Source organism: Nostoc sp., assembly GCF_036916975.1.
Classification (GTDB): Bacteria; Cyanobacteriota; Cyanobacteriia; order Cyanobacteriales; family Nostocaceae; genus Nostoc.
The window spans coordinates 90,824-103,686 of the sequence record NZ_JBALFF010000068.1 but is presented as its reverse complement, the minus strand read 5'-3'; the positions used below and the strand labels follow the sequence as shown (position 1 = coordinate 103,686).

The following is a 12,863-nucleotide window of genomic DNA, read 5'->3' as shown; positions in this document are numbered from 1 at the left end:
CCGTCCGAGGAAGCGATAATGCACTTTTTGTAAATCGCTTTAATGGCACTTCTTGGAGTGGGTATCAGAGTCTGGGAGGTCTAGTCGTCTCAAATCCTAGTTGTAGTTCCTTAGGTACAAATCAGGCTATCTGTGCTGGTCTTGGAACCAATAATGCACTTTTTGTGAATCAATTTAATGGCAGTTCGTGGAGTGGTTATCAGAGTCTGGGAGGTACATACGTTTCAGATCCTAGTTGTACTCGCTTAGGTGCTAGTCAGGTTATCTGTGGCGGTCTTGGAACCAATAATGCACTTTTTGTTAATGTTGGCCCATAGTTACAGAGGTTTTTCTCTAGGGTGAAGGGTAAGGTTAGTTTAGGGCATCGGATAAATTGCTCTTTTCCCAGTTATACCCTTCCCCTTTTTTGAGTATTAGGCAGGTAAAACTTATTAAAGCCTTTTTTCATCACTACCAGCTAATTCCTTAGGTTCGTAGTGACGGCAACCATTACATGGGCCTTCGGGATTGACAGCACAACGCATGTAGCTAGATCGGGCATTAAATTTGCAGCTGATATCGCCAATTAGATAACCCACGCCTTCTAAATAATAGCGATCGCCTTCTACAGGTCTAATGTTTTGTCGTCCCTGCATCGCGGGAAAATTCATGGCTGCTTGTCTGAGTCGTAGGCGCGATCGCGCATGGGTTTTGCGGATCGCCCACAGGCAAATCAGGGACGGTAAAAAACCAACGGCAATCACTAAAAGTGTGTTTAACACCTTCTTTTTACCTCTTCTGTGCGCTGATTGATTGTCCTTGATCTTGCACTCGGGTTTTACGGAAGTGCAAATATTAGGGCAGGCTTGCCTCCTTATTACCACAGTTAGTAGCAATTAGCAATGGCAATGTGGTGAGTAATTTTGAGTCAGAATTTCCTTCTACCACTTCAATCAGCATAACTGTTACAACCTCAGGGGTGATCTGCCGTTGAATATTGATAATTTTAAGATTTGTTGACTAATACCTTTTTAAAGAAGTTTTTTGTATCAGCCTTAGCCCCATTCTTGTTTTTTCTGTGTCGCTGCGATGCTAATCTTTTTTTGGTTTGCTCACGAAGTTGCTGTGCTAACAGTGCGGCTTCCCTTTCGGCTCGGAATAAATCAACTTTTCGCGTTGTCAAAATAAATGATTGGTTAGACTTTCGTTTCACCCAAGGCACCCTAACTGCAAAATACTGACAAATATTTTTGCATAGCTCTTTTATCAAGGATGGGTAAGGTTTTTGAGTATTCAGTGTGTTAGCGATCGCTTTCAATTCTAATATCGCTGCTTCTAACTCTTGCGCCATCTGATTGATGCGTTCCACTTGTGTTATAAAACGCTCCCGTTCACTGATGATTTTTTTTTCTTGGGGTTGCAGTGGCACTATAGCAGTAATTACAGATGTTGGCTGGAACAGCAAAATGGGCTTTTTGTCCGTGTCTTGGATTTTTTTCATACTACCTCAAGTAAGGCTAGCTGACTTTTAAGGCATTTTAGCAGCTAATTAGTACATAAATACTAACTAAGTTTTGTATATGAAGTTTAATCTGATGAATTTTGCTGTATATAGCGTACATCTTTCTTAGCCCCCTCCTCGCAAGGGGGGAGGGGGTTGGGGGTGGGGTTCTGTGAGCGCGTCATAAGCGAAAAGGACTGAACTCGAAAGCTAAAGTAGTCACACCAGCACTGATAAAATTTCTAGTAAAGTTATTTGTGATTAATTACCTTCTTTATGAAATTAAGAATATACGAAATAGCTGATACCGAAGAAATTATGAAATTGTTCTACGACACTGTTCATGAAGTGAATATCCACGATTATACACAAGAACAAGTAGATGCTTGGGCATCAGCAAACATGGATATTGACGTTTGGATTAAAAGTTTAAAAAGTAAGTTTACTTATGTAGCAGAGCAGGGTAAAATTATTGGTTTTGGGGAATTAGAGGCTAATGGACACATTGACCGTTTTTACTGTCATAAAGATTTTCAAAGAAAAGGGATTGGTAAGAAAATCTTAGAACAGCTTGAATTAAAAGCAAAGTCTTTGGAGATTGAAAAGTTATTTGTAGAAGCTAGTATTACAGCCAAACCTTTTTTTGAAAGCCAGAGCTTTATTGTTGTGAAACAGCAACAGGTAGAACGTAGAGGGAAAAAGCTGATAAATTTTATTATGGAAAAATCTATTTAATAATTACTAAATTACTTTGATTCAAAACAGTAGTTTCGACGGATATATACCATTTTCTAATCTAGTAAAGTACAGCTTAACCTCACCCCAATAAAGCTGTGCTTTATCTCCCCTCTCCTTAGTAAGGAGAGGGGTTGGGGGTGAGGTTTTGATATGATATACTTCATGCACCTGGGAACTGCTATAATACGCTAGATAGCATTTAATATGCATATAATAAGGGCTAGAGTGCTTACTAAAAGCGAATTATTCTATAAAAATAAATTATTAGGAAAATAGGAAATAATTTTTTATAGTTAAGCAAATTATTTTTTCAAAAATTGACTTAAATCCATTCGGAGGATTAAATTTATCTCAAAAAGTGATTAATTTTAATTTGCAGTTTTTCTCGTAATTTTTGTGCCTGCCGATAAGCTATGTTACGGTCTTTGTTTGAATGGTTGTGCAATTCTGCTGGTTCCAAAGGCTGAATAAAGTAATGCAGGCGAGTTCTCATTGCCCAAACTCCCATTGAAGGAAACAAAATTAACGCAAGCATTAAAGGCGAGATAGGCAAAAATGGTAATTTGACTAGTCGTTGCAATTTTTTGAAATTAACAGCCCAAGGATGTAAAGATTCACTACCGATGCAAACTATCGGCAGAATAGGAATTTGATAGCGATCGCTCAATTTAATAAAACTCACATTAAACTTTTCTAGTTGATAGCGTCTCCTCCAACCTTTCCCAGGTCCACGGATACCTTCGGGTGCATATAAGAGAATTTTACCTTGGGCGATGCCTGCGGCGGGCTGCGACAACGCTGCTTCAAAATCATCTAATTCGGCTCGCACACCACCCAAAACCTGCGACCATTTAGGTGGTAGCCACCAAATCATCCAAGGATGCTCAAATAATGCTGGACTTGCTAATGGTTGTACCACCCATCCTCTAGCTTCACTTAATAAATAACCCAAGGTCAAAAAATCCCAAGGAAAACTCATCCCTGCGTGGTTCATTGCCACAATCAATGGCCCTGTTTGCGGCAAGTTTTCGACTTGTTGTAATTCTCCACGAAAATAGTATTTGACGATGGGCGCGACAACTTCTTTGCCAAAAGCTTGTTGATATTTGGGATCAAATTCACTAACTTCTGTTCGAGGTGAACGAAAACCAAGACGCAACCAACGACTCAGCAACGCCAGATAAAATCCGCCAGGAATTAAAAATAATCCATATTCTGCCCAATTCCAACCCTCTAAATCAATATGATAGTGCTGCCAATGACGGTTAAATATAATTAGCCAGCCTGGAGGATACCAAAGACAAAACCAATCAAACCAGCTAAATATATAGCCTTCACCTGGTAGATTTTCTAGTTGAGTGTTTAGGTGATTTTCGGAATGTTGATTAATCAAAACAATGATATTAATTAGGCAAAATTTTTATTTAAATCTTATTATAGCTTTATAGCTTTGCCATTGGGATATTAGCTTAGAATTAAAATTGACTAAGTAGGTAGGCGTAATTAAACATAAGATAAAACCTCACCCTCAATCCCTCTCCTTCGTAAGGAGAGGGAAGCCGGAGGCAGGGTGAGGTTTTATATTTAATTTGACCCACTTACATGGTTTGCAAACACTTATAAAGGCCAAGTATTAGATAAAACTTATGTATCCAGCATATCTGTAGCAATCCTATCTAAATTGTCAAAATTCGCAGTATCTAATTTTTCACGAATGATTTAGAATTGCTATATATAATATTAAGTAGGTTACCAAAGATAACTATGGAATATAGTAACCATAGATTTTTGGCGATGCTTGAAGATTGAAAATCATCAAAGCATTTATTATACCATTTGATATTAAATACCCACAAAAGTTAATGTTTGTTTTATAGTTACCTTATAGAGTTATTTTGTCTCAAAAAGTTTTTGTAGCACCACCTTAAAACAGTTAACAGTTATCAAAAGTATGGACTTAAATCAGTGAACAGGAATTAATCAAGACTGATAAATAATATTGGTATTTAACCAAAAGATGAAATTGACAATAACTAATGATAGTTTAAATTCTTCCTCAAGTGAGAGACAAATGGCAAGACAGGTGTCCTACTCTTCCTATTATGGAACTAGGAAACTCACTAAAAATTTCAGATTTAATCCGTGAACTTCGGCAGCACCTCGATCTCTCTCAGGAAAAGTTTGCAGCCAAGTTGGGAGTTTCCGTGCGAACAGTTAATCGCTGGGAGAACAAATCTACAGTGCCTTCACAGATGGCACTAAAGCTAATTGAAGAAATGTTACAGAAAATGGGCGAACCAGGCAAAAGACTGCTGAACGAGTATCTCCTAAAAGCGGAGCAACGGGAGGACTCTTAAGATGATGCTGAAAGTACTCAAAAAAATTTTGATGATGCGCTCTTGGTTACTAACATATAGTGTGATGATTCTGGCAGTTATAGCGGCGCTGCTGCTGACGCAACTGTTGTTGCCAGTCTTCGATCCGAGCGTATTTACATTATTTTATGCTGCCGTGGCAATTAGTGCCTGGTATGGTGGTATGAGACTTGGAGTACTAGCGATCGCTCTTTCTGTTACAACTGCTTTCTATTTTTTGATCGAGCCAGTCTACTCATTCGATCTCCTGGGCCCAAACGTTTTGGTAAGATTAACCTCATTCTCACTAGTATCCTTCTTAATTACTGCCCTATCTTCAGAGTTACGAACTGCCAGACGCAAGGCAGAGACAAGCCTAAAGTTGTTGCAAAATAGCGAAAAGCGGTTTAGTCGCTTGGCAGAATCCAACATCATTGGAGTTATGGTAACTGATATGAGCAACGGCTCGATCGTGGAAGCTAATGATGCTTTTCTGAAGATAGTCGGCTATACGCGAGAAGATTTTGCCGCTAACCAAATTAAATGGCGCGAGATTACCCCAAACGAGTATCTTTTATTGAGTGAGCGTTCAGTAGAAGAACTTAGAACGACCGGAGTATGTAAACCCTTTGAGAAAGAATACATCCGTAAAAATGGCGATCGCATTCCCGTTATACTCGGTTCTGTTGTCCTGGAAGATACTCAAGAAAAGGTGATTGGCTTCGTTGTTGATTTGAGCGAACGCAAACAAGCAGTATTGGCATTACAGCAAGCCAATGAGCGGAACACACGCACTCTAGAAAACATGAGTGATGCATTTATTACTCTAGACCGAGATTGGCGAATCATCTACCAAAATGCCGAAGCAGAGCGAATTAACGGCAAACCCCGGACAGAGGTTATCGGTAAGTCGCACTGGGAGGAATGGCCTTTATCAGTAGGCACTAATGTAGAGCTACAGTACAGAAGGGCGATCGCACAACAGATTCCCGTCTACTTTGAGCATCACTACTACTTCCCGCCCAAGTATGACTTCTGGCTGGAGATTCACGCCTACCCTTGTGAAGATGGTCTTGATATTTTCTTCCGTGACATCAGCCAACGCAAGCAAGTAGAGAAGACAGTCCAAGCAAGTGAAGAACGCCTGAAAAGTTTTTTCCAAGCGAATATAGTTGGCATTCTCTTTGGTGATGTGAATGGTAGCATTACTGAAGCCAACGACGAGTTCTTGCGAATTGTCGGCTATACCCAAGCAGATATCCAGTCAGGCAGATTACGCTGGACTGATATCACGCCTCATGAGTACCAATATTTAGATGAACTGGCTATTTCCGAGGCAAAAGCCAAGGGAACCTGTATTCCTTATGAGAAGGAATGCATTCGCAAGGATGGTTCCAGTGTGCCGGTTGTAGTTGGTTACTCTTTGTTAGGCAAATCTCAACAAAAATCAGTTGCATTCATTCTTGATATTAGCGATCTCCAGCAAGTTAAAAAAGCGCTGAGTCAGAGTCAAGAGCAATTCCAAGCTTTTATGGACAATATTCCCGCCGCAGCGTGGATTACCAATGCAGACGGACGTGTACTTTATCTAAGTCCCACTTATCTGAGTACGTTCGATGTCGCAACAAAGGCGATTAATAAAAATATTTTTGACCTATACCCAGCCGAAATCGCTCAACCCTTCCTTGATAACATTAAAATGGTTGCCCAGACGAATCAGGTTCTTGAAGCGATCGAGTCTGCCCCACGCACAGATGGCACCCTTGGCGAATTTTTGGTATATAAGTTTCCCATTGCCGATGCATCTGGGCAACGCCTAGTCGGAGGGGTTGCAGTTGACATCACCGAACGCGAACGCGCCCTTCGGGAACGCCAGCTTGCTGAACTTGCCTTGCAAGAGCGCAGTGAAAGGCTGAAACTGCTTTCTGAAACAACCAGCGATTTGCTTTCAACAGAGCGCCCCTTGGATCTAATGAACAGCTTGTTTAGCAAACTATCGGCGCAGATGGATTTGCATTTTTACTTCCACTATTTAATTGAGACGCACGAAAATAAGCAGAAACTTCGGTTAGTCGCTTGGAACGGCATTACTGATCAAGTATTTCAAGCAATTGAATACCTAGAATTTAATCAAGGAATGTGCGGACTAGTGCTACAAGAACGCCATCAAATTGTCGTCAATGATGTGCTGCACTCTACTCATCCAAATACCGACATTCTCAAAGATTTGGGAATCACAGCTTATGCAGGTCAACCATTAATTGCTCAGGGAAAGGTGCTTGGTGTCCTTTCTTTTGCCAGTCGCACCCGTACCCGCTTCACTTCTGGGGAAATTGCCCTATTACAAGCAACCTCCGATCAGGTGGCGGTTGCTCTGGAACGCGCTCAGCTGATGGATTCGTTACAGCAGCAAAAAGAGCAATTAGTCCAAGCTAACCGAATCAAAGATGAATTTTTGGCGGTTCTTTCTCACGAACTTCGCACACCGCTAAACCCGATTTTGGGATGGTCGAAGTTATTGCAAACTAAAAAGTATGATGAAGCAACCACTACTCGCGCTCTCGAAACCATTGAGCGCAATGCCAAGCTTCAGACCGAACTAATTGAAGATTTGTTGGATGTCTCTCGGATTTTGCAAGGTAAACTCAGTCTGAATATTGCTTCTGTAAATCTGGAAACTGCGATCGCATCTGCAATAGAAACTGTCCGTCTAGCCGCCCAAGCCAAATCTATCAATTTGCGATTTACTATTTTAGACTTGGGATTAGAAAATTCTTACAAAAATTTAGAATCTATCGATTTTAACAAGCAACCTGACAATCTAAAATCCCAAATCCAAGTTGCGCTTCCAGCACCGGAAAGATTCAATCCAAAATTTCTAGTAACTGGTGATTCAAGTCGCTTGCAGCAAGTTATCTGGAATCTCCTTTCTAATGCTATTAAGTTTACACCCCAAGGTGGACAGGTAGAAATCAGTTTACAGTCTGTTGGTTCTCAGGCTCAACTTAAAGTCAGTGATACAGGTAAGGGAATTAACCCAGATTTTTTACCATTCGTATTTGAATACTTCCGACAAGCTGATGGCGCAACTACCAGGAAATTTGGGGGATTGGGATTAGGATTAGCTATTGTTCGTCACATCGTAGAGCTACATGGTGGCACAGTTAAGGCTGAAAGTTTGGGCGAAGAACAGGGAGCAACTTTTACAGTCATGCTACCTCTGATAAAGACTGATCTCAATAGCCATCAAATTGATAAACAACTTGATGATTTCCCCGATCTTAATGGGGTGAAAGTTCTGCTTGTTGATGATGAACGTGATACGCGAGAGTTAATTGCTTTCATTTTAGAGCAGTCTGGCGCGGTAGTAACTCAGGCCGCATCTGCTATGGAAGCACTAAGAATTATGCCTCAGTTTCAGCCAAATATGCTGTTAAGCGACATTGGAATGCCAGAATTAGACGGCTATATGCTGATGCGTCAAATCAGAGGTATGTCACCAGAACAAGGAGGGACAATTCCAGCGATCGCTCTTACAGCTTATGCAACTGAGGCTGATTCTCAACAGGCGATCGCCGCCGGATTTTGGCAGCATATCACCAAGCCTGTGGAGCCAGCTAAATTACTTCAAGCGATCGCTAAGGTAATTTTTAATTATAACAATCTGCAAACTAACTTATGCCAATAAAATATCTTTTTTCTGGATAGAGTTGCATACAAACTCTCTCCATCATAGAAGATCGCTACACTGCTGTTGTTATCAATCAGGATAATTCTCAACTTAATTTATACTGATACCATTTCTTTGTGAGGCTGCGCCAAACCCTCTTAACTTCTTCTTTCTTTGTGTTCTTTGCGGACTTTGCGGTTCGTTTTTCTTTCTTGTACTTAAATATGGTTTAGCGCATCTTCATACAGAATTGGTATGACTTCGTGGTTGGCTCAAAGCTGTGTCTTTATTCTTTGAAATCGCTAAATCCGTTGGAAAGTTGCCGATATAATATCACTGCTAATTGTGCTCCTAAAATGGGTGCAACCCAATAAACCCAATGATGCTGCCAAATTCCTCCCACCAAAGCGGGGCCTAAAGAACGCGCCGGATTCATACTTGCACCTGTAATTGGCCCCATAAATGCTGCTTCCATCCCTACCGTCAACCCGATCGCTAACCCAGCAAAACCAATATGGGCGCGGCGATCTAGTCCAGAACCCAAAATTACAAACATCAAAATAAAGGTGAGAACGAACTCCAACACCAAAGATTGCAACCAATTCCCATTCAGTGGTAGAGTCGCCCCTAAATTCGCAACTCGCCCCAAACTAATTAGCAGTAAAGCTGAAGCTGCGATCGCACCCACTAACTGTGCCAAAATATACGGCAATACTCGCCGTTTTGGAAAAAACCCACTCGTCCAAAATGCCAAGTTTACAGCAGGATTGAAGTGTGCGCCGCTCAAATGACCAATTCCGTAAATCAACGCAGTAACGACTGCACCAAATACAAAACTGATACCAATATGCGTTACACTGCCACCACTAATGGAGTTCACCATGACTGCACCAGTCCCGGCAAACACCAAAATAAAGGTGCCAATTCCTTCTGCTAAAGCCTCTCGCCAGCAATGCGTCAGCGATTTTTGTAATTTCATGCCTTTAGTAGGCACTTGGGCATCCTACATTTAAAAAAAGTTGATAAGGTTATACTATCTCTATTGTGAAGCAGAGACTACAGCTTCAGGTTGATAGCGGATACCCGCTTGCTTAAAGCGATGTAAAGCTTCACCCAAGCGATCGCAATCGGCAATCAAACTGATTCTGACATAACCCTCACCTGCAACCCCAAAGGCATTACCTGGCGTAAGAACAACGCCAGTTTGCTGCAACACATTCAGAGCAAAATCCGTGGAACCCATACCCACAGGACACTTCACCCAAAGATACATAGTCGCCTTGGTTTTGGGGATATCCCAACCCAACTCTCCTAACCCTTGAATCAGGAAATCGCGGCGGGTACAGTAGCGCTGTTGTACTTCGTGCAAATACACATCTGGCAATTGCAAAGCGGTTTCGGCTGCTGTTTGTAATGCGGCAAAAATGCCGTAATCCAAGTTAGTTTTCAGTGTTCGTAAACCTTGAATTACATGGCGATTACCCACCACAAACCCAACGCGCCAACCAGCCATATTATAGGTTTTAGATAAGGTGTGAAATTCTACACCAATTTCTTTCGCGCCGGGAATTTCTAGCAAGCTAGTGGGTTGATAACCATCAAAAGCTAACTCGGCATAACACAAATCATGCACTAGCAAAATTTCATATTTGCGGGCGAAGGCGACGATTTCTTCAAAAAATTCGCGGGGGGCTGTGGCAGCAGTCGGATTACTGGGATAGTTGAAATAGAGAATTTTAGCTTGTTTTGCAACCTCATCAGGAATTGCAGCTAAATCGATTAACCAGTCATTTTCTGGTTTGAGAATCAAGCTGTGAATTTTCCCCCCTGCGATCGCTGGGCCGCGAAAATGGGCGGGATAAGCTGGGGAAGGAACTAGAACTAAATCGCCAGGGTTAACGTAGGCAAGTGCTAAATGGGTTAATCCTTCTTTAGAACCGAGTAGCGGCAAAGCTTCACTATCAGGATCGAGAACCACACCATAACGACGATGATACCAGTTAGTAATCGCTCGGCGGAAACTAGCAGTTCCCTCAAACGGAGGATAACCGTGATTGGCGGGATCTTTCAAGGCAGCGATCGCCGCTTCTACAACTGGTGCTGGTGTTGCACCATCGGGGTTTCCCATACCCAAATCAATTAAATCTAACCCTTGTTCCCGTGCTTTAGCTTTCAGTTCATCTAAACGGGCAAATACATAGGGCGGTAGCTTTTGTATCCGTTCTGCTGGGACAATCCAATTTAAACTCATGCTTCAACCTCGTCACTGATTCCCTTGGGCGAAACTCGATTCATAGTATCTCTACTATCTATAGGTGCAGTGGTAGAAACCATTGCTGCCATCAACTGTTCTGGCGCGACTTTAAACGGTAGTCGATGGATGTCAGAATTAGGAACTAGGGCAATTTCGGCGGCTGTTTGCAACTCGCCTAATGTAATATTGCCCAATCCCAAATCGCTTAATTTTTGGGGGAGTCCAATTTCTGTGTAGAACTTTAACAACTGTTGCCGTGCCGATGCTGCTAGTTGATTGCCTTGTAGCATTTCTTCTAAACGCAGTTGTACCAAAATTCCAAAAGCAACTTTTTCGCCATGAATACTACCATGTCCTGAAATGTGCGTTAAACCATTATGCACGGCATGGGCCGCAACTGTGCGACACTGCGCCCCTCCAAGTCCTCCAACTACCCCAGCTAATAAAACAGTCGCGTCTACGACTTCTCGCCAAACCTCACTACCTGGTTCTTTCAGGGCGGCGGCTGACTTTTGCAACAAGATATCTCGCAAAACTCGCGCTTGTTGCACTGCGGCAATAATTAAAGTGTCTTGCAAATGCCCACTGCTAACTGAGGCTTCATACCACTTAGCGATCGCATCACCAATTCCAGCTACTAAAGTCCGTTGTGGTGCAGTGTTGATCAAATCATAATCAAGGATCAATAAATCAGGACAACGAGACAACCCCACATCATAAAGAAACGCCCCCTCTTCTGAATAAACATTCGACAAGGCACTCCAAGCTGCACATGTAGAGGCTGATGTCGGAATTGTCACCACTGGCAACTGTAACTGATGCGCGACTAATTTCGCTGTATCTAAGGCTTTGCCACCACCAACACCGATAATTACATCAGCTTTATGTTCTTTTGCTTTCTTCTGTAAACATTTCAGGCTAGCTTCGCAGCAGTCTGGGCTGTATGAAGCTTGGGCAGTATGTAAAGAATGCGTTTCTAAAACTGGGAGCAAATTTTTTCGGCTGATGGACAGAGTAGAATCACCTGCCACAATTAAGGGACGACTTCCCAAACAGGCGATCTCTGCTGCTTTTGCTTGCAACACCCCAGAACCACGGATTACTTTTGCTGGGGCGACTGTGAGCGTCAATAATGTACTAGAGGTTTGAGTAGACAAAGAAGGTTGAGTAGAAATTTGATTAGACATATAATCTAGTTTGCCAAAACCAAGATATTTCTTAATCTAATAGACTTGTAGTCAGGGATGCTTGAAGACATAACTGGTTTTTGGATGGCTCCAACCTTACACCCGACTCATTTGGATCTGAGCCAAGCAATAAACTAGACAGACTAGTTTCACGAAGTTGCTTGAATCTATAATGCCCATTAGCTTGAAATTCCGAACTCTCAAAGTTTTGAATAACTGTAATAATAAATTAACATTACCATTCTCAGATTCTCAAGAAAGGAGAATAATCTGTCGATGGTCATTCCAGCTATGGATAGGTGCGTAGGGGCGAACATTTATCTGTACTCCCCGACAGCTAATTTATTTGCTGCAAAAAATTCTGAAAATGTCAACAGTGGTAATTAGGCTAAAAACTGACAAATTACAACTGTCAGTACCCATTACCTGTACGTTAATTAACTTTTTCCAAAGTGTAACCAATAAAAGTGTAAATATCTTAATATAAAAATAACTATTAATGTATCGGTAAATACAAAATAAATTATGTCATCCTGATAGCAGGTAAATTATTTTTATCCTCTTGCATGAAACAGGGGATAAGGAGAAACTTGTACAAAAATTTCCCCTTATCCCTGCCTTTTAAGCGGTAGATTTTGGCAATTGGGCGAATTTTTCTGTGTAAATTTCGATTGCGATCGCAGAATTTTCACGAGAGACGAGCGATCGCTTGGCTTCACCCAAGTAAACTGGTACAGAAGTCCCTGATTCCGGGTGGATAATGGTACGAGCCCGAACTGTCAACTTGTCCTCTTGGCGTGTACCTGAGCGACCAGAAGAAAACAGATTACTAACTGCTTGACGTAAAGTTGCATCTAATTGTGTGGGTGTAATTTGGGGTGATGTAGCAATCACCGCTTGTGTTGACCCATTGTCATAAACTAGAGTGTAGTGGGCTGCTCCTGGAATCACAGTCCGACTCAAGGGGACTATCGAGAGTGCAAATAAACCAGCCGTCATCACCAGCATAAAGCCAGTCGTACCCACCAGCCGAAAGCGGATGCCCCATTTGAGAATAAAAGCCAAAAATGTTAAGGCAGCAAATAGCAAGGTAGCAATACCTGACCATTGGGTGTACTGAAAAAAGTTAGCTGTTGTGAGCATAAGGTTGGATGGATGCGTCTTTGTTTCGTTACCGACA

General features: G+C 41.8%; 10 protein-coding genes and 1 pseudogene. 4 read left to right on the top strand and 7 right to left on the bottom strand.

What is annotated here, in order from left to right:
- Nucleotides 1-317: pseudogene (locus V7K73_RS16880) on the top strand (hypothetical protein); the annotation flags it as partial.
- Between the two features lie 114 nt (nt 318-431).
- On the opposite strand, the gene V7K73_RS16875 reads toward V7K73_RS16880, so the two are convergent.
- Together V7K73_RS16875 and V7K73_RS16870 are read right to left on the bottom strand one after the other, a co-directional pair.
- Nucleotides 432-761, bottom strand: coding sequence for a DUF6464 family protein (locus tag V7K73_RS16875; protein ID WP_334881747.1), 330 nt, complete (start codon nt 759-761; stop codon nt 432-434).
- A gap of 224 nt (nt 762-985) precedes the next feature.
- Nucleotides 986-1,480 (bottom strand): hypothetical protein, encoded by a 495-nt coding sequence (locus V7K73_RS16870; protein WP_334881746.1) that lies wholly within the window; start codon nt 1,478-1,480, stop codon nt 986-988.
- A gap of 276 nt (nt 1,481-1,756) precedes the next feature.
- Here V7K73_RS16870 and V7K73_RS16865 point away from each other — a divergent pair, with 276 nt between their 5' ends.
- A complete protein-coding gene (locus V7K73_RS16865; RefSeq protein ID WP_334881745.1) occupies nt 1,757-2,215 on the top strand; it encodes a GNAT family N-acetyltransferase in 459 nt (152 codons plus the stop codon).
- A 349-nt stretch (nt 2,216-2,564) separates the two neighbouring features.
- On the opposite strand, the gene V7K73_RS16860 is transcribed toward V7K73_RS16865, so the two are convergent.
- Complete coding sequence (locus V7K73_RS16860) at nt 2,565-3,611, bottom strand: 1-acyl-sn-glycerol-3-phosphate acyltransferase (protein ID WP_334881744.1); 1,047 nt, start codon at nt 3,609-3,611, stop codon at nt 2,565-2,567.
- Between the two features lie 709 nt (nt 3,612-4,320).
- Between V7K73_RS16860 and V7K73_RS16855 the strand changes: the two genes are divergently transcribed.
- Together V7K73_RS16855 and V7K73_RS16850 are read left to right on the top strand one after the other, a co-directional pair.
- Nucleotides 4,321-4,575, top strand: coding sequence for a helix-turn-helix domain-containing protein (locus V7K73_RS16855; RefSeq protein WP_334881743.1), 255 nt, complete (start codon nt 4,321-4,323; stop codon nt 4,573-4,575).
- A 1-nt stretch (nt 4,576) separates the two neighbouring features.
- Complete coding sequence (locus tag V7K73_RS16850; RefSeq protein ID WP_334881742.1) at nt 4,577-8,260, top strand: PAS domain S-box protein; 3,684 nt, start codon at nt 4,577-4,579, stop codon at nt 8,258-8,260.
- Between the two features lie 268 nt (nt 8,261-8,528).
- On the opposite strand, the gene V7K73_RS16845 is transcribed toward V7K73_RS16850, so the two are convergent.
- The 4 genes from V7K73_RS16845 to V7K73_RS16830 form a co-directional block, all read right to left on the bottom strand.
- Nucleotides 8,529-9,221, bottom strand: coding sequence for an MIP/aquaporin family protein (locus V7K73_RS16845; protein WP_334881741.1), 693 nt, complete (start codon nt 9,219-9,221; stop codon nt 8,529-8,531).
- A 60-nt stretch (nt 9,222-9,281) separates the two neighbouring features.
- Nucleotides 9,282-10,493, bottom strand: a complete 1,212-nt coding sequence (locus V7K73_RS16840; protein ID WP_334881740.1) for an aspartate aminotransferase — start codon at nt 10,491-10,493, stop codon at nt 9,282-9,284.
- Nucleotides 10,490-11,683, bottom strand: a complete 1,194-nt coding sequence (locus tag V7K73_RS16835) for an iron-containing alcohol dehydrogenase family protein (protein ID WP_334881739.1) — start codon at nt 11,681-11,683, stop codon at nt 10,490-10,492. The genes V7K73_RS16840 and V7K73_RS16835 overlap by 4 nt, the downstream gene beginning before the upstream one ends.
- 621 nt (nt 11,684-12,304) lie before the next feature.
- Complete coding sequence (locus V7K73_RS16830; protein WP_334881738.1) at nt 12,305-12,826, bottom strand: Ycf51 family protein; 522 nt, start codon at nt 12,824-12,826, stop codon at nt 12,305-12,307.
- Nucleotides 12,827-12,863 lie beyond the last annotated feature (37 nt).